Annotated in this window: 21 protein-coding genes, 1 riboswitch and 1 other annotated feature; of the genes, 16 read left to right on the top strand and 5 right to left on the bottom strand. The window is 47.2% G+C overall.

The window, feature by feature from the left end:
- The first annotated feature begins 9 nt into the window (after positions 1-9).
- On the top strand, positions 10-1,407 hold the full coding sequence (locus DXA13_RS09020) for a glycoside-pentoside-hexuronide (GPH):cation symporter (protein ID WP_243009035.1): 1,398 nt from the start codon (positions 10-12) through the stop codon (positions 1,405-1,407).
- A gap of 164 nt (positions 1,408-1,571) precedes the next feature.
- On the opposite strand, the gene DXA13_RS09025 is transcribed toward DXA13_RS09020, so the two are convergent.
- Positions 1,572-2,603 carry a 3-deoxy-7-phosphoheptulonate synthase gene (locus tag DXA13_RS09025; protein WP_118243608.1) on the bottom strand — a complete coding sequence of 344 codons (1,032 nt, stop codon included), beginning with the start codon at positions 2,601-2,603 and terminating at the stop codon, positions 1,572-1,574.
- Between the two features lie 195 nt (positions 2,604-2,798).
- On the opposite strand from DXA13_RS09025, the gene DXA13_RS09030 reads away from it, so the two are divergent.
- From DXA13_RS09030 to DXA13_RS09065, 9 genes are all read left to right on the top strand, one after another.
- Positions 2,799-3,524: a DUF4358 domain-containing protein gene (locus DXA13_RS09030; protein WP_118243610.1), complete on the top strand. Its 726-nt coding sequence runs from the start codon at positions 2,799-2,801 to the stop codon at positions 3,522-3,524.
- Between the two features lie 80 nt (positions 3,525-3,604).
- The gene (locus tag DXA13_RS20980; protein ID WP_181995588.1) at positions 3,605-3,775 is read left to right on the top strand and encodes a hypothetical protein; all 171 of its coding nucleotides are present in this window, start codon (positions 3,605-3,607) and stop codon (positions 3,773-3,775) included.
- 289 nt (positions 3,776-4,064) lie between these two features.
- Positions 4,065-5,414 carry a magnesium transporter gene (mgtE, locus tag DXA13_RS09035; RefSeq protein ID WP_118243612.1) on the top strand — a complete coding sequence of 450 codons (1,350 nt, stop codon included), beginning with the start codon at positions 4,065-4,067 and terminating at the stop codon, positions 5,412-5,414.
- Positions 5,415-5,496: 82 nt separating this feature from the next.
- Positions 5,497-5,605: riboswitch (TPP riboswitch) on the top strand.
- A gap of 174 nt (positions 5,606-5,779) precedes the next feature.
- On the top strand, positions 5,780-7,087 hold the full coding sequence (gene thiC / locus DXA13_RS09040) for a phosphomethylpyrimidine synthase ThiC (RefSeq protein ID WP_118243614.1): 1,308 nt from the start codon (positions 5,780-5,782) through the stop codon (positions 7,085-7,087).
- A gap of 170 nt (positions 7,088-7,257) precedes the next feature.
- Positions 7,258-7,770 (top strand): energy coupling factor transporter S component ThiW, encoded by a 513-nt coding sequence (gene thiW / locus DXA13_RS09045; RefSeq protein WP_118243617.1) that lies wholly within the window; start codon positions 7,258-7,260, stop codon positions 7,768-7,770.
- A 127-nt stretch (positions 7,771-7,897) separates the two neighbouring features.
- Positions 7,898-8,737: a hydroxyethylthiazole kinase gene (gene thiM / locus DXA13_RS09050; RefSeq protein ID WP_118243619.1), complete on the top strand. Its 840-nt coding sequence runs from the start codon at positions 7,898-7,900 to the stop codon at positions 8,735-8,737.
- Complete coding sequence (thiE, locus tag DXA13_RS09055) at positions 8,724-9,374, top strand: thiamine phosphate synthase (RefSeq protein ID WP_118243621.1); 651 nt, start codon at positions 8,724-8,726, stop codon at positions 9,372-9,374. The genes thiM and thiE overlap by 14 nt, the downstream gene beginning before the upstream one ends.
- Positions 9,375-9,445: 71 nt before the next feature.
- Positions 9,446-10,351, top strand: coding sequence for an EamA family transporter (locus tag DXA13_RS09060; RefSeq protein WP_243009036.1), 906 nt, complete (start codon positions 9,446-9,448; stop codon positions 10,349-10,351).
- A 43-nt stretch (positions 10,352-10,394) separates the two neighbouring features.
- Positions 10,395-10,832, top strand: coding sequence for a PH domain-containing protein (locus tag DXA13_RS09065; RefSeq protein ID WP_118243623.1), 438 nt, complete (start codon positions 10,395-10,397; stop codon positions 10,830-10,832).
- A gap of 301 nt (positions 10,833-11,133) precedes the next feature.
- On the opposite strand, the gene DXA13_RS09070 is transcribed toward DXA13_RS09065, so the two are convergent.
- Complete coding sequence (locus DXA13_RS09070) at positions 11,134-11,856, bottom strand: DUF554 domain-containing protein (RefSeq protein ID WP_118243625.1); 723 nt, start codon at positions 11,854-11,856, stop codon at positions 11,134-11,136.
- A 236-nt stretch (positions 11,857-12,092) separates the two neighbouring features.
- Positions 12,093-12,437 (top strand) — a binding site (T-box leader).
- 44 nt (positions 12,438-12,481) lie between these two features.
- Between DXA13_RS09070 and tyrS the strand changes: the two genes are divergently transcribed.
- Positions 12,482-13,705, top strand: coding sequence for a tyrosine--tRNA ligase (tyrS, locus tag DXA13_RS09075; protein WP_118243628.1), 1,224 nt, complete (start codon positions 12,482-12,484; stop codon positions 13,703-13,705).
- Between the two features lie 248 nt (positions 13,706-13,953).
- Here tyrS and DXA13_RS21660 read toward each other — a convergent pair whose 3' ends face one another.
- Positions 13,954-14,793 carry a hypothetical protein gene (locus tag DXA13_RS21660; RefSeq protein ID WP_147348011.1) on the bottom strand — a complete coding sequence of 280 codons (840 nt, stop codon included), beginning with the start codon at positions 14,791-14,793 and terminating at the stop codon, positions 13,954-13,956.
- A 415-nt stretch (positions 14,794-15,208) separates the two neighbouring features.
- On the opposite strand from DXA13_RS21660, the gene DXA13_RS09085 reads away from it, so the two are divergent.
- Positions 15,209-16,546, top strand: a complete 1,338-nt coding sequence (locus DXA13_RS09085) for an aminotransferase class I/II-fold pyridoxal phosphate-dependent enzyme (protein ID WP_118243632.1) — start codon at positions 15,209-15,211, stop codon at positions 16,544-16,546.
- A 166-nt stretch (positions 16,547-16,712) separates the two neighbouring features.
- Here DXA13_RS09085 and DXA13_RS09090 read toward each other — a convergent pair whose 3' ends face one another.
- On the bottom strand, positions 16,713-17,294 hold the full coding sequence (locus DXA13_RS09090; RefSeq protein WP_118243634.1) for a LysR substrate-binding domain-containing protein: 582 nt from the start codon (positions 17,292-17,294) through the stop codon (positions 16,713-16,715).
- Positions 17,264-17,587: a LysR family transcriptional regulator gene (locus DXA13_RS09095; protein WP_181995589.1), complete on the bottom strand. Its 324-nt coding sequence runs from the start codon at positions 17,585-17,587 to the stop codon at positions 17,264-17,266. The genes DXA13_RS09090 and DXA13_RS09095 overlap by 31 nt, the downstream gene beginning before the upstream one ends.
- A 215-nt stretch (positions 17,588-17,802) precedes the next feature.
- On the opposite strand from DXA13_RS09095, the gene DXA13_RS09100 reads away from it, so the two are divergent.
- From DXA13_RS09100 to DXA13_RS09115, 4 genes are all read left to right on the top strand, one after another.
- On the top strand, positions 17,803-18,696 hold the full coding sequence (locus tag DXA13_RS09100) for a DMT family transporter (protein ID WP_118243639.1): 894 nt from the start codon (positions 17,803-17,805) through the stop codon (positions 18,694-18,696).
- A gap of 63 nt (positions 18,697-18,759) precedes the next feature.
- The gene (locus DXA13_RS09105) at positions 18,760-19,764 is read left to right on the top strand and encodes an FAD:protein FMN transferase (RefSeq protein ID WP_118243641.1); all 1,005 of its coding nucleotides are present in this window, start codon (positions 18,760-18,762) and stop codon (positions 19,762-19,764) included.
- Between the two features lie 115 nt (positions 19,765-19,879).
- Positions 19,880-20,308, top strand: a complete 429-nt coding sequence (locus DXA13_RS09110; protein ID WP_118243644.1) for a GtrA family protein — start codon at positions 19,880-19,882, stop codon at positions 20,306-20,308.
- A 2-nt stretch (positions 20,309-20,310) separates the two neighbouring features.
- Positions 20,311-23,115 (top strand): YfhO family protein, encoded by a 2,805-nt coding sequence (locus DXA13_RS09115; RefSeq protein WP_243009037.1) that lies wholly within the window; start codon positions 20,311-20,313, stop codon positions 23,113-23,115.
- The last annotated feature ends 35 nt before the right edge of the window (positions 23,116-23,150 follow it).

Below are 23,150 nucleotides of genomic sequence, written 5' to 3' on the forward strand. Positions count from 1 at the left end.
GGGGGAGTGATGGAGAGGATGAATAAAAGGTATCGGTCTGATGAGGATTTAACTACTTTCCGCCTGACGCCTATGAAACGAATGTATTACGCTTTGGGGGATTTTGGTTACAATTTTATGTACTACTGGCTCAGTACATATCTGATGATTTATTATACGGATACAATTGGAATTCCGGCAGCTACGGTATCCGTGATGATGCTGGTGGTGAGGATTTTTGACGCATTTAATGATCCGATTATCGGTTCGCTGGCGGATCGCACCAAAAGCCGGTGGGGAAGATATCGTCCATGGTTTATGCTTGGCTCTATTGCCATGGCATGTTTTATCGTGCTGATCTTTGCAGCCAGTCCCCAATGGGAAATGACAAGCAGGCTTCTGTGGATGTGGATTGTATATTTACTCCTTACAGTAGCCTCCACTTGCAGTAATATGCCTTATGGCGCATTGAACGGCTGCATTACACCGGATTCAGAGGACAGAGCAAAGGTTTCCGGTCTTAGGATGATGTTTGCCAATGTGAGTTCCATGGTGACGGTTATTATTGCCGTACCTCTGATGGTTGCATTTTCCTCTGATGGTTCCGCAAACAGCGCCAGAGGGTATTTCTGGGCGGTGCTCATTACCTGTATTCTGGGACTTCCTACTATGATTGTGAGTTGCTGTAAAACGAAAGAGGTGCTGACGCCGCCTCCCACCCAAAACCAGATTCCTCTGAATCTGCAGATGAAATCGCTGGTTAAAAACAGAGCTGTAATTATCCTGATCCTGGGGCAATTTATCCTGGGCTGCGTGATTTATGGAAGAGCAACGATGTTAGCCTATTACTGGCAGTATAATGCGGGAAATGCAGGGTATGCAACGACATATGGAGTGATAGGACTGGTAGCTACGATTGTCGGTACAGGGTGGTTCGGCAATTTCTTATTTAAACGGATGTGCCACAAGGGCAGAGTGTGCGCCGCCTTGAATCTGATAACTGCCGGTGCGTATTTTTGGATGTATTTTACTACGGCGCCATCTGTAATGTTCTGGATTTTAACCTTTGTAAGCAGCATGAGTTTTTATGCCTATATGGGGATTCATTTTGGGGCGATCGGCGATGCGGTAGACTTTGGAGAATTTATTTCAGGCGTGAGATGTGATGGCTTTTTATCATCCTTTGTGTCTGTAGCCAATAAGGCCGGAGGAGCGGTAATGCCGGCTGTCGGAGCAGCTGTGCTGGCTGCCATGAATTACGTAGCGGGCGGGGAACAGCCGGCGCAGATTTTGGATGCAGTTAACTGGTTTATAACGTTGATTCCGGCAATCCTCAGCTTGATTAATGCCATGTTCTATCTGATGTATCCTATCAGTACGAAGAAACACAGGGAGATTATGGAAGAGCTGATCCGGCGCAGGCAATAGTTTAGACGGAAAAGATAACCTGGCGAAGCCAGTCGTCTGCCATATAATAATTATTCCTATTACATATAAATCCTGTAGAGAAGCAATCAGCTTTCCTGCAGGATTTTTGGTTGAATCTATTGAATTTGGTTTTTACAGATGAAATCAGAAATATAATTACCGATTTAATCGATTCCTTCAGCGATTTCGTAAAGAAGCCTTTCAGAATCATCCCACCCAAGGCAGGGATCGGTAATCGATTTTCCATAGCAGTGTTCGGAAATGCTCTGGCTGCCTGGTTCCAGATAGCTTTCAATCATTACGCCTTTGACCAGGCTGTGAATGGAGCTGTCATGCCTGCGGCTGTGAAGAACTTCCTTTACTATACGGATCTGCTCCATATACAGCTTGTTGGAATTGGAATGGTTGGCATCTACGATGCAGGCCGGATTCATAAGACCGCGCTCTTCGTAGAGGTTGTTGAGCATAACAAGATCCTCAAAATGATAATTTGGAATACACTGGCCGTGTTTATTGACGGCACCTCTTAAAATCGTATGGGTCAGGGGATTGCCGTGTGTCTTTACTTCCCATTCCCGCATGATGAATTCATGGCCTGTCTGAGCAGCCACGACGGAGTTCATCATGACGGACAGATCACCGCTGGTCGGATTCTTCATTCCTACGGGAACATCGCAGCCGCTGCAAACGAGGCGGTGCTGCTGGTTTTCAACGGAACGGGCGCCTACGGCAATGTAAGACATGATGTCATTTAAATAGCTTACATTTTCGGGATAGAGCATCTCATCCGCGGTGCTGAAGCCGGTCTCTTCCAGAACCCTCATGTGAAGATGGCGGATTGCATGAAGGCCTTCTGACATGCTGGGCTCTTTCTCGGGATCGGGCTGGTGGAGCATGCCTTTATAGCCCATGCCTGTCGTACGAGGTTTATTCGTATAAACACGCGGAATTAAAACGAGTTTATCCGCAACCTTTTCCTGAACCTTTGCGAGGCGGCTGGTATAGTCCAGAACCGCATCCTCGTGGTCAGCGGAACAGGGACCGATAATAACGAGGAATTTATCGCTTTCCCCAGTAATGATTTTTTTCACTTCCTCATCCTTCTGCGCTTTTACAACTGCGAATTCTGCCGGAAGAGGGAACTGCTCCTTGATCTCAGCGGGCGTCGGCAGTTTCTGTATAAATTCAAATCCCATTTGGTGTACCTCCTGTTAGGAATAAAGGGGCTGCGGATCATTCCATCGTGCAGCACTCGCATTATTTCTTATGTAAAATGTAATCAATTCGTAAATTGACTGATTTGTGATTTGTCCATTATAATATAAAAACAATAAGCAGACAAGTCAAGTTTTTTCTGCTTTTTGTATAAATCGCAGAACAGGAGAAAAAAGATGAAGAAAAGGAATGTTAAAAAAGCTGTGTATGCCGTTTGTGCAGCGGCTTTGCTTATGAATACAGCAGCCTGTGCAAAAGGAGCGGCAGAGGAAACAAAGGTAGAGAGCAGTGCTGAGACAGAAAGCCGGGAGGAGAGCAGTACAGGCCTGCCGGATGAAAGTGCAGATGAGGGCACAAAAGAGGACAGCACGGAGGAAACGCAGTCAGGCGCAGATGAAAGCCAGGGCACAGGCAGCGAGACAGAGTCCGCACAGGAGGGAACTCTGGAGTACGTCTATCAGGCTGTAAAAAAAGCTTATGGGGACGAGTATATTCCCAGTATGGCTCTCGATTCAGCCATGCTGGAATCCATGTATGGGATTACGGAAGACATGTATGACGGCTTCATTGGAGAGGTCCCCATGATCAGCGCGCAGATCGATTCCTTTATCGCTGTGAGGGCGAAGGAAGGCAGGGGAAAGGATGTGGAAGCGATTCTGGAAGAATACAGGAAAAATCTTCTGGAAAATACGCTGATGTATCCGATGAATATGCCGGTTGCAAAATCCTCCCGGATTATAAGAGAGGGTGACGATGTGTTCTTTATTATGATGGGCACGGGCAGCGCACTGGATCAGGCGGAGACGGAGGAAGACATGCTGAAGGCAGCCGAGCAGCAGACGAATATCGCGTGGAGGCCATTAAAAGCTGTTATGGAGCAGTTTAAAAAAACCGGCAAATAGGTGTTGATTTTTACAAAGAGACCTGCTATGCTGAATACGCAGCAGTTATAAAAACTGTGCAAAGAAAGGAGACGACGAACGTGGAAAGCCGAAGTTATACGTTGGAAGCAGACAGCTGTCATGAGCGTGTGGCAGTGGAGACATCACGGTCGTCTTCATTGCCGTTCTTGAAAGCGGTGATCTGTGCATGGAGCGGGCAGGTTATCGTTACAGGCGGTGATCTGTGTGCAGAGCGCACGGTTGTCGCTTGAGTGAGTAAAATCAGAGAATCTATGCTTATGAGAGCCATTTTCTGCGGAAGCAGGGAGTGGCTTTTCCTGTTTTGCATAAGCAGAGCAGAAAAACTGAAGCGATTTTTATTTTTTAACGCAGGATACCCATGTTGATGTATATGAGTGTTCTGCGTCAAAGGATAAAGCCTCCGGCGTTCTTGAAACATATGGAAAAGAAAGAGAGTAATTTCAGAGATTTTCCATATCATATTCTGTGTAACGGCTTTTCCGGTAGAAGAAATTTCGAGGGAAAAGGAGGAACCTGAACATGCAGGAATTCAACATGGAAGAGCTGCTGAAGCTGGCAGAAGAAAAACAGTTCCGCAGGCTGAAAGAAATACTGGCTGAGATGAATGAGATGGATATCGCCACATTTCTGGAGGAACTGGATTCGGAAAAAAAGGTGGCGGTATTCCGCATGCTGCCCAAAGAACTGAGCACGGAAGTATTTGCCTGCCTGTCCGTGGAGACCCAGCGGCACATCATTAACAGCATTACGGATTTTGAACTAAAGTATATCATTGACGACCTCTATGTGGACGACGCCGTGGATATGCTGGAAGAACTTCCGGCTGTAGTGGTTAAGAGAGTTTTAAAAAATGCGGGGCCGGACACCCGCCACCTCATCAATGAATTTTTAAAGTATCCTGAGAACAGCGCGGGCAGCATTATGACGGCGGAATACGTGGGATTGCGCAAAAACATGACGGTGGAAGAGGCGTTTGCCTATATTCGGAAGCACGGTGTGGATAAGGAAACAATTTATACGTGTTATGTCATGGATGAGAAGCGCTTTCTGGAAGGCGTTGTGACCGTAAAAGATCTGCTTATGAATCCGTATGATACCGTAATTGGCGACATCATGGATACACATGTAATCAAAGCGACTACGACGGACGACCAGGAGGAAGTTGCCGATGATTTCAATAAGTACGATCTTCTGAGCCTGCCTATAGTCGACCATGAAAACCGCCTGGTGGGCATCGTAACCGTAGATGATATTGTGGACGTTATAGAACAGGAAGCTACAGAGGATTTTGAGAAGATGGCGGCCATCCTTCCAAGCGAGAAGCCGTATCTGAAAACGGGCGTAGCTGAGCTTGCGAAGAACCGTATCCTGTGGCTGCTGATCCTGATGGTAAGCAGCATGCTGACGGGAGGAATACTTGGAAAATACGAGAATGCGTTCTCCGTTCTGCCCCTGCTCGTGACCTTTATTCCCATGCTGACGGACACGGGAGGAAATGCAGGCAGCCAGAGCAGCACGCTGATTATCCGAGGCATGGCGGTAGGTGAGATTGAACCGAAAGATGTATTTGCCGTATTCTGGAAGGAACTCCGGGTCGGAGCCGTCGTAGGCGTAATTCTGGGGCTTGTTAATTATATTCGTCTGATTATTATGTATCCTGGGAATGAAATGGTCTGTCTTACGGTTGTACTGAGCCTGTTTGCCACCGTTGTACTGGCAAAGACGATCGGCTGTATCCTCCCAATCGGTGCCAAGATGCTGAAAATGGATCCGGCGATTATGGCGGCGCCCCTGATTACGACGATTGTCGATGCGTTCAGCCTGGTCATATATTTTCAGCTGGCCTGCAGATTTCTGAATCTGTCATAAGCAGCTGGAGATCAGAAAGAAATTTATTTCGGATAAAATCCGGCCGGCTGCACTTGACATCAGGAAATTCCGGTGATAAACTTAAAACGCAATAGGGAGCTCGTATGGCGGGCTGAGAGGAAGTAATCGAACTTCGACCTGAATAACCTGATTTGGGTAATGCCAACGTAGGGATCATAAGAGACATCAGTCGAATACGAGCCTGTACCTGTTGGTACAGGCTTATTTTGTATCATAAGAAAGCGCTGTCTTATCATACGAAAATGTTCCGTGCAGAAGCCTGCTCTGCAGGATGTTCTGTTTATGGAAAAGGGCCCTTTCCATGAAGGAACAGATCCGTGATCCCTCCAGAAAAAGGAGGAAAAATGAATTATACGACACAGATGGATGCGGCAAGAAAAGGCATCCTGACAAGGGAAATGGAAGTGGTTGCCGGGAAGGAGCAGTTTAACCCAGAAGAGCTCATGAAGCTGGTGGCTGAAGGAAGAATTGCCATTCCTGCCAATAAGGTACATAGATGCGTGGAACCAAATGGAATCGGCTCCATGCTGAAGACGAAAATCAATGTAAATCTGGGAACGTCCAGAGACTGCAAAGATCTGGATATGGAGCTTCAGAAGGTGAACGATGCAGTGGCTATGGGGGCCGAGTCCATTATGGACCTGAGCTCTTTCGGCGATACGCAGAAGTTCAGGAGGAAACTGACGGCCGAATGTCCTGCCATTATAGGAACCGTGCCGATCTACGATGCGGTTGTGTATTATCACAAGCCGCTGAAAGAAATAACGTCGGAAGAATGGATCAAAATTGTGGAGATGCATGCGGAAGACGGCGTAGATTTTATGACGATCCATGTGGGAATCAACAGGAATACGGCGGACCGGTTCAAGGCGGCGAAACGTCTGACCAATATCGTTTCACGGGGCGGTTCCATTATTTTTGCATGGATGGAAATGACGGGACAGGAAAATCCGTTTTATGAACATTATGACAGAATTCTGGACATCTGTCAGGAATACGACGTAACGCTGAGCCTTGGGGATGCGTGCAGGCCGGGATGTATTGCGGATGCGACGGATATTTCCCAGATCGAGGAACTGATTACGCTTGGTGAACTTACGAGAAGGGCGTGGGAAAAGAACGTCCAGGTAATGATTGAGGGGCCGGGACATATGCCTCTGGATCAGATCGCGGCGAACATGAAAGTCCAGGAAACCATCTGCAAAGGTGCGCCGTTTTACGTACTGGGGCCGCTTGTTACGGATGTGGCTCCGGGATATGACCATATTACGGCAGCCATCGGAGGAGCCATCGCCGCGGCTTCGGGAGCGTCTTTCCTCTGTTACGTGACACCTGCCGAGCATTTGAAGCTTCCGGACGTGGATGACGTGAAGGAAGGCATTATCGCTTCCAAGATTGCCGCCCATGCAGCAGACATTGCGAAGGGAATCAAAGGTGCAAAAGAATGGGATCATAAGATGAGCGAAGCAAGAAAACGCCTGGACTGGGAGGAAATGTTCAATCTGGCAATTGATCCGGACAAGGCCAGGAGATACCGTGCAATGGCGAAGCCTGAAAAAGAAGATACATGCTCCATGTGCGGTAATTTCTGCGCGGTGAAAAATATGAACAGAATTTTAGACGGAGAAATCGTAAACATTTATGACGAATAAAAAATAGTGACGCGCCGAGAAAGCGCGGAACTATTTGCTACGGCTTGACCGCAAGGTCAAGGCGTTTCCCGTCCGTTTTTATGGAGCGAAGTATGAGCGGAATAAAAAATAATGACGCTAGAGGCAGCGTACCGCATGATGTGGTATGCTTCTGCACAGGAGGGAAAGTTATGGAGACGAATGTAAAAAAAGTGGTGGTAAGCGGCATGCTGACAGCGGTAACGGTTGCCCTGTCAGGATTTTCAATTCCAATTGGCGCATCACGGTGTTTTCCTGCACAGCATCTGATCAATGTGATTGCAGGTGTCTTCCTTGGCCCCGCCTGCGGTGTCGGAATGGCCTTCTGTACCTCGCTGATCCGGAATCTCATGGGCACCGGCAGCCTTCTCGCGTTTCCGGGCAGTATGGTGGGAGCATTCCTGTGTGGCTATCTGTATAAGAAGACTGGAAAACTGTCTGCTGCTTATGCTGGGGAGGTAGTTGGTACGGGACTGATCGGCGGAGTACTCTGCTATCCTGTGGCAGCATGGCTGATGGGAAAAGAGGTGGCTGTCTTCTTTTATATTCTTCCGTTTCTGATGAGCACCATATGCGGCACGGTGATGGCGGCCGTTTTGGTAGGAATTCTGCTGCGTTCCGGTACATTTTCCTATCTGAATCATCTGCTTGCAAAAAATCAGTAGCGTATTTTAACAGAGGGCTTTTGTGAAGCGGCTGAAGGCTGCGGAGCAAAGGCCCTTTCAGGCTGGCATTTAGGATTTCAAAGGAAGTTTTTGCTGAATTAAAAGATTGAAGATGAGGAGACGAGAGATGAAAACAGAGTATGAGATCATTGATGAAATACGGAGAAAACGGCCTTTAATCCACTGCATTACGAATTATGTTACGGCAAACGACGTGGCGAATATGATCCTGGCTGCGGGCGGCTCTCCCGTTATGGCAGATGGTGCAAAAGAGGCGGCAGATGTGACTTCAATATGCAGCGGCCTTGTCCTCAATATGGGAACCCTTAAGGAAGAAACGATTCCGGCCATGATCGACGCAGGAAATATGGCAGCGGCTCAGGGACATCCAATCGTCTTTGACCCGGTAGGCGCCGGAGCATCCGGATTCCGCACGGCAGCATGCCGTCGGGTCTTTGAGGAGGTTCCGGTCAGCCTTGTAAGGGGAAATGTGTCTGAAATCAAAGCGCTGGCGGGTATGGGGAACCTAGGGAGTACTCAGGGGGTCGACGTGTCAGGAAAGGACCGCGTAACGGAAGAAAATCTGGAGGAAAATATTACATTTGCAAAAGAATTTGCGAAAAAGTATGGTATAATGGTCCTGATGACCGGCAGTATCGATATCATTTCCGACGGAGAAAAGACGTTTCTCGTGCGGAACGGAACGCCGATGATGGCCAGGATTACGGGAGCCGGCTGTATGCTGGATGGACTGGCGGCTGTATTTCTGGCGGCCTCGCCATATAAAAAGGATTTGTTTGCTGTGGTTCTTGCTGCGGCAGCGGAAGGGTACTGCGGTGAAAAAGCAGAGCAGAAGGTCAGAAAAATGGGAGCAGGAACAGCCAGTTTCCGGACGTATCTGATCGATTCGGTCAGCCTGCTGGACGATAAAGAACTGAAAGAAGGAATGAACATTGAAGTTTGCTAAAGAAAAATTGTTATTATATGCCGTAACGGACAGAGCGTGGACGGGAAAGAAGACACTGGGACAGCAGATCGAAGAAACTCTTCAGGCAGGAGCGACGTTCCTGCAGCTGAGAGAAAAGAATTTGACGGAAGAGGAATTCCTGGACGAAGCCGTGAAGGTAAAAAAGATTACAGAGAAATACGGTGTTCCGCTGATTATTAATGACAACGTAGACGTGTCTATAAAAAGCGGCGCTGATGGCGTACACGTAGGGCAGAGTGATATGGAAGCCGGAAATGTCAGGGCATTGCTGGGAGATGATAAGATCCTGGGTGTTACTGCCAAAACGGTGGAACAGGCAAAGCTGGCAGAAAAAAGAGGCGCGGATTATCTGGGGGTGGGAACTGTTTTCCCGACGTCCACAAAACCGGATGCCCTTGCGATTACGATGGATACGCTCCGCGATATCTGCAGCGCCGTATCGATACCAGTCGTTGCAATCGGCGGTATTACGAAGGAAAATATCTCCATGTTTGAAGGTACGGGAGTGGATGGAGTCGCGCTTGTGTCTGCAATTTTCGGTCAGGAGGATATTGAGGCGGCGACAATGGATATGAAGGAAAGAGCTGTAAGGGTTGTCGAAAGCGGCCGATCATAAATCATCTTGCCACTCTGTCCATTCTGTGATATAAACATATGGACATAAAGAGAAAAAGGATGGCTTGAATCATGATGCACAGGAGAAACAAAAGAAAAAATTTCGGCTATATGATGACCCTGGCCGGCGGGGCATGTTGGGGGCTTTCCGGCTGCTGCGGACAGTTTCTGTTTGAACAGAAAGGGGCGACAGCGGAGTGGCTCGTGGCTCTGCGGCTTATCATTGCAGGCGTTATATTGGCGGGAATCGGATTTGTACGGGATGGAAAGGCTAATGTCAGGATATTTAAGAATAAGAAGGACACGATCCATTTGATGATCTTTGCCTTTGCAGGCATATGGGCGTGTCAGTATACTTACTTTGCTGCGATTGAGCATTCCAATGCAGGGACGGCAACCGTGCTTCAATACCTGTTCCCGGTACTGATTCTGATTCTGGTATGCCTGGAAGAGATGCGCGGACCGGTAGGAATTGAGATCTTTGCGATTCTGCTTTCCATTGCGGGGACGGTTGTACTTGGCACGCATGGAGATCTGACCACCCTTCACATGACGCCGGCCGCCCTGTTTTACGGACTGGCAGCTGCAGTCGGTGCGGTTCTTTACAATATGCTGCCGGGAAATCTCATCCGAAAATACGGTCTGTTTCAGATTGCCGGATTCGGAATGTTTCTGGCCGGAGCAGTATTCTGCATTCTCATCAGACCCTGGAGATATTCGGTCATATGGGACGCAGGCACGGTAATGGCAATGATCGGCGTTGTGATCGTCGGCACGACGATCGGATTTGGACTGTATCTTTGGGGGGTATCCATTATTGGTCCTTTGGAAGGGAGCTTGCTGGCCAGCATTGAGCCGGTGGTAGCAGTAATCCTTTCTGCATTCTGGCTTCACACCTCATTCACATGGATGGACCTGGCAGGGTTCGCAATGATTATGTGTACTGTTATCATTTTGACCCGCCATTCATCCGTTTAACAGGAGAGATTAAAAACGAACAAAATAAAGGGAGGTATTCACTATGGCGGATCAGGAAAATACAGGTATTGTCTGGAAGGACAGGAAGCATTTCATGTGGTTTCCGTGGACGTTCACAAAATATTATATCGAAAATGACAGGCTGATGGTTCAGGAAGGTCTTTTAAAAACCACTCTGGAAGAAACGCTGCTGTACAGAATTGTGGATATAACCATGGTGCAGACCCTTGGCGGGAAGATATTTGGAACAGGGAGCCTGATCGTAAAAGCAAAGGTGGATGCCACGCCGGAAATTGTGCTGAGAAATATTGCCCGTCCGAAAGAGATCAGGACGCTGCTGTCTAATCTGGTGGAAGAAAGCAGACGAGACCGAAATGTCATCGGAAAAGAATTTTACGGAGGCGCAGGCCGCGGTCCTGTACCGACGGAAATGGATATGGATGGAGACGGCGTTCCTGATTTTATGGAAGAGGAGAATTAAAAAGGTCAAAAGGGTAAAAGAGTTTAAAAAAATAAAAGAGATATAAGAGAATGCCCCCGGTACCAGAAGCGGTGATTCGGCCGCTGCGTCGGAACGCTGTCTGGCAGAGGGGCATGATAATCATCGTGCCAACAAAATTTGATTAATCCTGTTTTTTCCATATACACAGCAAGGGTGTTACAAAATTGATAAAACAGATAATTTTGTAACACCCTCTTTAAAACTTTTTGTCGTGGGCTTGACAAAGTATGCTTTAATATTGTGAGCCTGTCTCTTATCCGGAAATCAGCACATGTGCTGATTAAAAAAATGAATAAATGACAGGGATGATAATGGCCGGAAGCAGATTTCCGACCTTTATTTTATTGTCAAATGCAATATTAATGCCAACGCAGAAGATAAGTACGGAACCGATACAGGAGAGATTTTTAATCAAGGCATCGTCAAAAAATGACGCGATCAGAGAAGCAAAGAGTGTAATCAGTCCCTGATAGATACCGAGAGGTAGCGCAGAAAATGCAACGCCGATCCCAAAGGTGGAGGCAAATACCATGACGATAATGAAATCCAGAATCGCCTTGGAAAAAAGCATGGTATAATCCCCCGTAAGGCCGTCCTGAATGGAACCGACGATAGCCATAGCGCCTACGCATATGACGAGTGAGGAAGTTACAAATCCATCTACAAAACGGCTGTCTGAGCTGTTTCCGGAGCCGATTAGTCCTTTCAGAGTAATACCCATCTGCTCCATCTTCTGCTCAATATTGAAGAATTCTCCGATCAGACCACCCAGCACCATGGAGAAAATAAGGAGCATGGTATTGTGCGTTTCCAGCTGCCCGGAAGGGGTTACGGAGAGAAGCCCGCAGAGCGCTCCGCCGGCGCCGATAAAAATAGTGGCGATTCCGCAGGCCTGCATAAGGATATCCTGAAAACGTTGTTTCATTCCATTTTTTATAATAATTCCTATGCCGCTTCCGACGATAACGGCAAGGACATTTACAATCGTACCGAGTCCTTTCATAATATGCCTCTTTTCATTTTGATGGAAGGCGATGACTTGAACGCGGATCGTGCATGCCATCGTTTCTGAATATTTACTATACTACATAGAACAAAAATTTTCCATATGGAATCATTCTATATGGAAGAAATTCGGAAAATTTAAGGGGTTGACAAAAAGCCGGCCGTTGCCTATAATATGCTTAATTTCAAGTGACTGTTACGGACAGCGGGAATGCGCGTCCGGAACAATTAAAAAGAAAAGCGATGAAAGGAAGAAGTAGTATCCGACAAAAGCACACAGAAAGCAGCCGGCTGATGAGAGGCGCGTGGAAAGTCTGATATGAATACATCCCGGAGCTTCACCCTGAACGATATGAACTTGTCCTGTAGGAGGTGACGCAGTGGCGCGCGTTAATAACGCCGGAGTATAGGATGAGCACTTTGCTGGGTCTTGCCAGGCTTAGTGCGGAACATACGATTGTATGCGGTGAGGTTATTCCATGAGCCTGATACAACGTGTATGCATGTACTCACAGAGGCAGACGGCGCGAGCTGTCTGTGAATAAAGGTGGTAACACGAGCGGCAGCCTCGTCCTTTTGGGATGTGGCTGCCTTTCTATTTTGAAAGATAAGGAGAGCTGAAAATGACAGTTTATGACGAATTAGTTGCCCGCGGACTGATTGCGCAGGTAACAAATGAAGAAGAAATTAAGAACATGGTGAACAACGGAAAGGCAACGTTTTATATTGGATTTGATCCAACGGCAGACAGTCTTCACGTAGGCCATTTTATGGCGCTCTGCCTGATGAAGAGACTTCAGATGGCAGGAAATAGACCGATCGCCCTGATCGGCGGAGGAACCGCTATGGTAGGCGACCCGTCGGGAAGAAGTGACATGCGCCAGATGATGACAGTGGAAACAATCCAGCATAACTGTGACTGCTTCAAAAAGCAGATGAGCCGTTTTATCGATTTTTCAGAAGGCAAGGCCATGATGGTGAATAATGCGGACTGGCTCCTGAAACTGAACTATATTGAACTCCTCCGGGAGGTAGGCGCCTGCTTCAGCGTAAACCGTATGCTCACGGCAGAGTGCTATAAGCAGAGAATGGAAAAAGGTTTAAGTTTCCTGGAATTCAACTACATGATTATGCAGAGCTATGACTTCTACGAGCTGTTCCAGAAATATGGCTGCAACATGCAGTTCGGTGGTGACGACCAGTGGAGTAATATGCTGGGCGGTACAGAGCTGATCAGAAGAAAACTGGGCAAGGACGCCCACGCTATGACCATTACCCTTCTCTTGAATTCCGAAGGAAAGAAAATGGGAAAGACACAGTCGGGAGCAGTATGGCTGGATCCAGAAAAGACGAGTCCTTTCGAGTTCTATCAGTACTGGAGAAATGTTGCAGATGCAGACGTATTGAAATGCCTGCGTATGCTCACATTCCTCCCGATTGAACAGATCGATGAGATGGATCAATGGGAAGGCAGCCAGTTAAATAAGGCAAAAGAAATTCTGGCATTTGAGCTGACCAGCCTGGTCCATGGTGAGGAAGAGGCGAACAAGGCCCAGGAAGCTTCCAAAGCCCTGTTTGGAGGCGGAGGAGATTCTGCCAATATGCCTTCCTTTGAGCTGACAGACGATGATTTTGAAGACGGCAAGATCGGAATTCTTGCAATGCTTCAGAAGTGCGGTCTTGCTCCATCCCGTTCCGAAGCTAGACGTAACGTGGAACAGGGCGGCGTATCCGTAGAAGGAATCCAGATCAAAGATATCAAGGCGGAGTTTACAAAGGATCAGATCGGCGCAGACGGAATAATCGTTAAGCGCGGCAAAAAGAATTTTATGAAAATAATGGTATAATGTCTGTTAGATGGACATTATACATGCGCATGTACGGTTTCTGCGCCTGGCGTAGAAATCCGCACGCTAAATTCCGCCGGAGGCTGCCATAACCGCAAGCGGCTATGGAAAAATAAAAACTGCCGGATGAATGAAAAAAGTCCCATATCTGTTGCACGGCTTTGGCCGCGTCGGATATGGGACTTTTTTATTTAACAGACTCAGGGAAGCTCTCCTAATGGTTATTTACATAAAAAGGCAGCACGTCATCAGTGCAGAACACCGTTTTCATCAGGTGTAAAGGTTCTGGGAGAAGTCATCATTCTTCCGTCATCATTTAAATAATAGGTATTTCCGTCAATGGTCAGAAAACCTGTCTCCATAATGCCTGTCTCCGGATTCAGGTAATACCACGATCCCTCGTCAGAAAGCCAGCCCTTTGCAGTCGTTCCGTCACTGTTATAGTAATACCAGGAGTTGTTTTCTTTCTGCCATCCGTAATTCCCGGTGCCGGCAACCGGCTGATTAAAGAGTACGATTTTATTGGCGTTGTTGGAGGAATCGGACCAGACCAGGCACGTACGGCCTTTTGTAAGGCTTTCCAGAGTGACCATCTGCCTTGTAAGGTAAGGTATGATCGTACAGTCTGACGGAATATGGAAGACAGTGCCGTCGGCCGCTTGTAAGGTATACCCTTCGGACGTAGAAATAAGAGACTCCACCATGAGGTAATCAGGAACCTTGAAATCTGCAGGTATGTTGGCGAGAATCATATCGGCAGAGGACTGTGGCGGAAGACTCAGCGCCATAGCAGGGCTGATATAGGCATATGCGTTTTCTCCGTCCTGTATATCATCCAGAGCCATAGGAAATCCTGTTACGGAGTCCAGAATTCTGGTTTCATCGGATACATGAATAACGATGTCTCCCAGAGATGAGCTGCTGCTTTGGTTGTCAATAATAAAGCGGCTTCCCTCTCTGCTGACCGGACCGAAAATACGAACCGGCTGTCTGAAATCTGTTTGAGCAGAGGATACCAGAGCACCTCCAATACTGAGAAGTGCAGTACAGCACAGGGCTGCAAAGGCAGTACGGCGAAATTTTTTCATAGAATGAATTCTCCTTTTTGTTTTTTTGCGCTCCTTCCCCGCTCCAAAAATACGGGCGAAGAAACCGCTTATGCGCAGATATAATGTCCGCTTTGCGGACATTATAGCATAGTTGCTACGCAGCTATGCTAGCCTCCGGCGGATTTTAGGCGCACGGATTTCTGCGGCAGGCGCAGAAACCGCTTATGCGCAGATATAATGTCCGCTTTGCGGACATTATATCATAGAGATCGGGGAAGGGGAATCGTGTAATTGAAAATGGGAATGATAATTTATGCAGTTTTATGCCAGGTTTAAAAAAAATTATGAAAAGGTCTTGCGTAATTGAGAAAATTGGTAGATAATGTAACCATTATCAAAAAGGGGATAGGTATTCCGATGGATAACAAGGGTGTGCAGGATGAGGAGAATGAAAATGAAACCATATGCTGAAATGACTAAAGAAGAGTTGAAGGAACTGAGGAAACAGCTGGCTGCTCAGTACAGAGAGATGCAGGGTAAGGACTTAAAGCTTGATATGTCCAGAGGAAAACCAAGCCTGGATCAGCTTGATTTATCCATGGGAATGATGGACGTCCTCAGCAGCAGCGATGACCTGACATGTGAAGACGGAACGGACTGCCGTAACTACGGCGTTGTTGACGGCATTAAAGAGGCGAAGGAACTGATTGCCGACATGATGGAAGTCAACCCTGACAATGTTATTATTTACGGAAATTCCAGTCTGAATGTAATGTATGACTCAGTTGCCCGCTCTATTACAAACGGCGTTATGGGCAATACACCATGGGGCAAGCTGGACAAGGTAAAATTCCTCTGTCCTGTTCCGGGATATGACAGACACTTTACAATTATGGAATATTTTGGAATCGAGATGGTAAATGTTCCGATGACTCCTGCAGGTCCTGATATGGATATTGTGGAGAACCTCGTTTCCAAGGATGCTACCATTAAGGGAATCTGGTGTGTTCCGAAGTACTCCAATCCACAGGGGATTTCCTACTCCGATGAAACCGTAAGACGTTTTGCACGGCTGAAGCCGGCTGCTCCTGATTTCAGGATCTACTGGGATAATGCCTATACGGTTCACCATCTGTATGACCACGATCAGGATCATCTGATTGAAATCCTTGCGGAATGCAAGAGAGCCGGCAATCCTGACCTGGTATATAAATTCGCATCTACGTCAAAAATCAGCTTCCCTGGTTCCGGTATCGCTGCATTGGCAGCTTCACCAAACAACCTGGAAGATGTAAGAAGACAGATGAAGACTCAGACGATCGGACATGACAAGGTGAATCAGCTCCGTCATGTGCGTTTCTTTAAAAATATCCATGGCATGGTTGAGCATATGAGAAAACATGCGGAAATCATGAGACCGAAATTTGAAGCGGTAAATGAGATCCTGGAAAGAGAACTTGGCGGACTTGGAATCGCATCTTGGACAAAGCCAAAGGGAGGCTATTTCATCTCCTTTGATTCCATGGAAGGATGTGCAAAGGCGATTGTTGCGCGTTGTAAGAAAGCAGGCGTAGTGATGACTGGCGCGGGAGCAACTTATCCATATGGGAAAGACCCTCACGATACCAACATCCGTATCGCTCCGTCTTATCCTCCGTTATCAGACCTGATTATGGCGACAGAACTGCTGGCTCTTTGCACAAAACTGGTAAGCGTGGATAAGCTTCTGGCAGATATGGAAGAGAAAAAGGCAGCGCCTGTGAAGAAAGCAGAAAAGCAGGCAGAAGCGTAGTAGTCAAATAGAAGGATGGACTGGGAAAAAGGTCTTCTGGCCCTGGTATCCTATATTGCAGTAAATAAATTCCCGGCAGAGGGAAATGCCTGTACCGTTCCGGTCAGGCAGGGCCAACTGCCGGGAATTATGATGCGGATGAATGATTGTTGAAGCTGTTCTGAAGCTATTCTGAAAACAGGATTACGTTCACAAGGGACTGGAAGGCGAATGTCTGGTATTTGTCCTGCAGGAACATGACATGGCTGGTACAGGAGAGGTTAAACGCCTCTACGGGAAGTTCAACGAGGCGCCCCAGCCGTATCGAATCCTTTGCCAGAATTTTGGGAAGGATGGTAATACCGAATCCTTTTTCCGCTCCGGTGAGCAGGGCATGGGAGCTGGTGCTCGTCCAAACGGGACTGGCCGTTACGCTGTAAAACAGGAACGCGCTGTCGATCAGCTGCCGGATCAGACTTCCAGGCTCGCGCAGCAACAGCGGGTATTCCATCATTTCCGGCACGGTTATGGATGCAACGGAAGCCAGAGGATGGGAAGGCGCGGCGAGCACGGACATCGGTTCTGAAGAAACGGGAACCTTAACAAGGCTTTCGTTTTCCAGAAGCCCTTCCATGAGAACCAGGTCGATCTGGCGGTTAAAAAGCTGTGCTTCCAGTTCCCGCTCATTGCCCACGGCAATCCGTATATCTGTCTCACTGTTGCTGACAGAAAAACGCTTCAGTATTCCAGGCAGAATGGTATCGACAATAACCGGAGTAACGCCAGTCTCAGGACGGACATGCTCCCATTATCCTGAAATGTATTTTCAAGATCTTCGTACAGTTCCAGAAGAGGAATGACCTTGGAAAGAAATAGCTGACCCGTTTCATTCAGGACAACTTTTCTGGAAGAACGGTCAAACAGGCGGACGCCCACAGAATCTTCCAGCTCACTGATCGTTCTGGAGATTGCCGGCTGGGTGGTTGAAAGGCGTTCGGCTGCCTTTGTGATACTTTCTTCTTCACAGACAACACGAAAGGTATATAGTTGTTTCATTTTCATATCAATTTTCCTCGCAGGTATAAGAGTCTGGCGTAACGGTTTCGAAAAGTGCATGTTCATGCATACCTGTGATCGTACAAAGAGCAGCAAAGATTTCTTCGTCCGAAACCGTTACGTTATATAGTATATCACTTTTTGCATAGAAATCTATAACATATAACAAAAAAGTTTTAGCGGCTTGACCGCGTAAAGGAAAGAGCAATCAGGAGGCAGGCATGAATCATAGATATAAGGGAATTATTTTTATTATCATATCGGCGTTTTGCTTTGCCCTTATGAATGTGTTCGTAAGGGCTTCAGGCGATCTGCCGTTTATCCAGAAAAGCTTCTTCAGAAATTTTGTTGCAGCCATATTCGCAGCGGCAGTACTGATGAAAAACAGAGCGTGGTTTTCCGGCAAGAAAGGCAATCTTAAAATTCTGTTCTGGAGATCGGTTTTCGGCGCTGTAGGTATTATGTGCAACTTTTATGCAGTTGATCACTTGCTTCTGGCCGATGCCTCGATGCTGAATAAGATGTCGCCGTTTTTTGCAATTATTTTCAGCTGCTTTATCCTGAAAGAACATATCAGACCATGGCAGGCAGTGGCAGTCATAGCAGCATTTATCGGAAGCCTTCTCGTCATTAAGCCTACGGTTTTCGGAATGAGCATTTTTCCTTCTTTTATCGGTCTTCTGGGCGGTCTGGGAGCAGGTGCCGCTTATACGCTGGTAAGGCTGCTGGGAGAAAGAGGAGAGAAAGGTCCCTTTATCGTCTTTTTCTTTTCGGCATTTACATGCCTGCTGGCGGTCCCATACCTCATTCTGGACTATCACCAAATGACGCTCATGCAGTTTGGAAGCCTCATGATGGCAGGACTTGCCGCAGCAGGCGGCCAGTTTTCCATTACGGCGGCCTACTGTTATGCCCCGGCTAAGGAAATATCCATTTACGATTATTCACAGATTATTTTTTCAGCAGTTTTGGGATTCCTGCTGTTTGGCCAGATTCCCGATGGATTCAGCTGGGCCGGCTATATGGTAATCATCGGCGCGGCTGTAGGCATGTTCCTTTATAACAGAAGGGAAAACCGCAGGCCGGGGACACAGACGAGGACAAATGCACAATAAAGAAGGATAGAAACGTATAAATAAGTGAGAGAACAGGGAACAGGAAATATAAGGGAGAGTAAAATGAGCATCAGAAAATGGGGGGCGGCAGCACTTTCAGCTGTCATGATTATAACTGGAACCGGCTGCGGAAAAAGACCGTCCGAACCAGTCAGCATGTCGAATTTTCTGTTGAATACGGTTGTGACAGTGACCTTGTACGACTCTTCAGACAGCCGGATTCTGGAAGGCTGTATGGAGCTGTGCAGGGAGTATGAGGGGAAATTCAGCAAAACGATAGAGACAAGCGAGATATACCGCCTCAACCACAGAGAAGCGGGAACGAAAGAGATGGAGGTGTCTCCGGAAACAGCAGAACTGATCCGGAAAGGCCTTTATTACAGTGAAATATCAGATGGCGCATTTGATATAACAATAGAACCGCTGAGTTCTCTATGGGATTTTAAGGCGGAGGATCCTGAGATTCCTGATGAAAAACTGTTGAAACAGAACGCAGAAAAGGTCAATTATAAAAATATAAGGATCGAGGGCAATACGGTTGAATTCTTGTCGGATGATGTGACCATAGACCTGGGGGCGATCGCAAAGGGGTATATCGCCGATAAAATAAAAGAGTACCTCCTGGAGCAGAACGTTAGGAGTGCTGTGATCAATCTGGGCGGAAATGTGCTCTGCGTGGGGAGAAAGCCTGATGGAAAGCCGTTTAAAGTCGGCCTTCAGAAACCCTTTAAAGATCACAATGAGGCGGCTGACATCATGGCGCTGGATGATATGTCCATGGTGGTTTCCGGGGTATATGAGCGCCATTTTGTGAAAGACGGCGTTAATTACCATCACATACTGAATCCAAAAACGGGGTGGCCTTATGAAAATGGCTTGACGGCAGTGACGATTTTTTCATCGGAATCAGTGGATGGAGACGGACTGAGCACTACCTGCTTTTCTCTGGGAATGGAAAAAGGGATGGAGCTTATCAATTCTCTGGACGGTATATACGCTGTTTTTCAGACAGAAGACGGAAACATGTACTTTTCAGAGGGAGCAAAAGAACTGGAATGGAAGGATTGACCGGAACCTCTTTACTTTTTTTTCCACCTATACTAAAATATCAACTATATGCGGCCTGAAGAACCATGTGCCAAAATACGGACGTGGGGTCCGGATAAAGATGAAGGAGAACGTGATGTTTGAACGGTTACTGAATAAGGCAATGAACAGGGAGACGGTTTCATATCTGATATTTGGCGTACTGACAACGCTGGTGGACTGGATATCTTACAAGGCATTCCGGCTGGCCGGTATGGATTACCGCCTGGCGACGATCTGCTGCCAGGGAACAGCCATACTGTTTGCCTATATTACAAATAAACTTTGGGTGTTTCAAAGCTATAATTTCCATCCCAAATATCTGCTGAAGGAAATGACCTCCTTTTTTTCGTGCAGAATCCTAACTGCCGTATTTACCTATGTTGCCATGGTTGTGATGGTGGACGGAATGGGAATCAAACAGGATATGATCTGCAAGATTATCGTATCCGCTATTTCACTTGTCCTGAACTACGTGTTCAGCAAGCTGTTTATTTTTAAAAAGAAGTCGTCAGAGGGGAAATAATCATGAGGCAGCATGAGGCTGATCAGGCGTCAGAAGAATTAGAGGAAATTTTAAATATGATGGCAGAACGAGAATACGGAGGGCAGATGCCCTTTAAGAGCAACAGGGAGCCGGAGCAGATGCTTACCGACCCGGAAGGTGAGAATGATGAAATGTTTCCGGCTGAGGAAGATCTTCAGCCAGATGATGACGAACTTCAGATAGAAGAACTGGACATCGAGGATGAAGAAGACTTGAACGCGCTTTCCGCAGTTACGGAAAATGATATGGAAGAACCGGCGGATGAAGAACCGGCCAGTAAGAAGAAAACGGGCAGAAATCTGTCCACAGCCCTGGAAAAAGGAGGACTTTTTAAACCCGCGGACGGACTTGCCGTAGCGTTCTGGATACCGGTTGTAATCATGGTCATTATATTTATCCAGAGAGAAATCTTTCCGTTTGGTGATGAGAGCTTTCTGAGAACGGATATGTATCATCAGTACGCCCCGTTTTTCTCGGAATTTCAGTATAAGCTGAAACACGGAGAAAGCCTGCTTTACAGCTGGGATGTGGGAATGGGAGTTAATTTTTCCGCTCTTTATGCCTATTATCTGGCAAGTCCGCTGAACTGGCTGATCTGGCTGTGTCCGAAACGATTTATCATTGAATTCATGACGTATTCCATCGTTTTCAAAATCGGACTCAGCGGAATGTCTTTTGCGTATTATCTGAAAAGACATTGCCGGACAAACGATTTCGGAGTGGGGTTCTTCGGGATTTTTTATGCGCTGTCCGGCTATATGGCGGCGTACAGCTGGAATATCATGTGGCTGGACTGTATTCTTCTGTTCCCCCTGATTATGCTGGGACTGGAACGGCTTGTCCATGAGAAGAAATGCGGAATGTACTGCATCGCCCTTGGTGTTTCCATTTTGTCTAATTATTATATATCCATAATGATCTGCCTTTTTATGGTGCTTTACTTTATCGCTCTTCTGATTATGGAAGAGAAGAAGCCGGTAAAGGAGTATTGCATAAACTGTCTGCAGTTTGGAATCTATTCGCTTCTGGCAGGCGGCCTTGCGGCGGCAGTGCTTCTTCCTGAGATCTATGCGCTCCAAATGACCGCGTCGGGGGATTTTAACTTTCCCAAGACATATTCCGCCTACTTTTCCATTTTTGATATGCTGGCAAGGCACATCGGAAATGTGGAGGTGGAGATCGGACTGGATCATTGGCCGAACATTTACTGCGGCGTAGCAGTTTTCATACTGTTTCTGCTTTACCTCGCGAGCAGAAAGATATCGGTCAGGGAAAAAGCGGTATACTGTTCGTTGCTCCTGCTGTTTTTTGCAAGCTTTTCCATCAATGTACTGAATTTTATCTGGCATGGATTTCACTATCCCAACAGTCTTCCATGCCGGCAGTCCTTTATATATATCGCTTTGCTGCTACTGATGTGCTACAGGGCTTATATGCACCTGGAAGACACGCCGTGGAAGCATGTGGTGATCGCGTTCTGGGGGGCGGTAATATTTGTCCTTATGGCGCAGAAACTGGTGACGAATACCCAGTTCCATTTTATTGTTTTTTATGCGGCAATCCTGTTTCTGTCCGTGTACGCAGGCCTGATTTATCTGTGGAAAAAGATGGAGGTGAATCCGAACATCGTGCTTTTGCTGGCGCTGGCCGCCGTATCGGTAGAATCCGCAGTCAACACGACGGTGACAAGCGTAACGACTACAAGCCGTTCTGCATATGTGAGGGACAATGAAGACGTCAGGAGCCTGGTAGACGGCCTGTATCCAAGCGAAACATTTTTCCGTGTGGAAAAGGTCACCAGAAAGACAAAAAATGACGGAGCGTGGATGAACTTTCCATCCGTTTCCCTGTTTTCATCGACTGCAAATGCAGATTTGTCTGAGCTGTTTAAGAAACTGGGCTGCGAGGCATCTACAAATGCCTACAGCATTACCGGCAGCACGCCGCTTCTGGATTCTCTGTTCTCCGTCCGGTACGGCCTGTATTCAGAAGAACAGAGCGATAATCCGCTTCTTACATTTGTAGACCGTTCCGGAGATACGTGGCTGTACGAGAAGGCGTATACACTTCCTCTCGGATTCGGGGTACCGTATGATTTCGGAGAGCACTGGCAGCTGGACCTGGACAATCCGGCGCTTGTTCAGAATGATCTGTGTGACATCGTGGGAGCCGGCCGCGTGCTGGAGGAATACTGGGGAACGGAAGAAAACGGAACGTTCCGGTTTGTGGCGGAAGAAGACGGCGATCATTACGTATACGTAACGAATAAAAATGCAGATAAGGTGCGTGTAGATACGGGAATGAATGCCAGAACCTACGATAATGTAAAACGCGGGTATCTGCTGGAACTGGGATATATGAAGGCTGGAGACGAGGCTGTTCTGACATCGGAAGATGAAAAAAGCCAGAGAATAACAGCGAGTGTCTACCGCGTTTCGGAAGATCATCTCCACGAATTTTATGAGCGGCTGAACGATCATCCTTGGATACTGACCAACTGGTCAGATACATTGTTGGAAGGAACGATTGAACTGGATGAGCCGGGACGCCTGTTTACGTCCATTCCTTATGACAAGGGCTGGAGGGTGTGGATTGACGGGCAGGAAATGACGACAGCGAAGCTGGCGGACACCTTCCTGACGGTAACCGTACCGGAAGGCAGCCATACGATTACCATGAAGTACGAGCCTCAGGGACTGCGCCTGGGAGCCTTGATTACGTTTACAAGTATTTTTCTGTTTCTGGTATTTACAGGTATCGGGAGAATGCTGGAAAAGAAGAAATAGCTGTGCGCCGGGAAACGACGGATCAGAGCGAGATA

Source organism: Clostridium sp. AM58-1XD (assembly GCF_003464085.1).
Taxonomy (GTDB): domain Bacteria; phylum Bacillota; class Clostridia; order Lachnospirales; family Lachnospiraceae; genus Lachnoclostridium_A.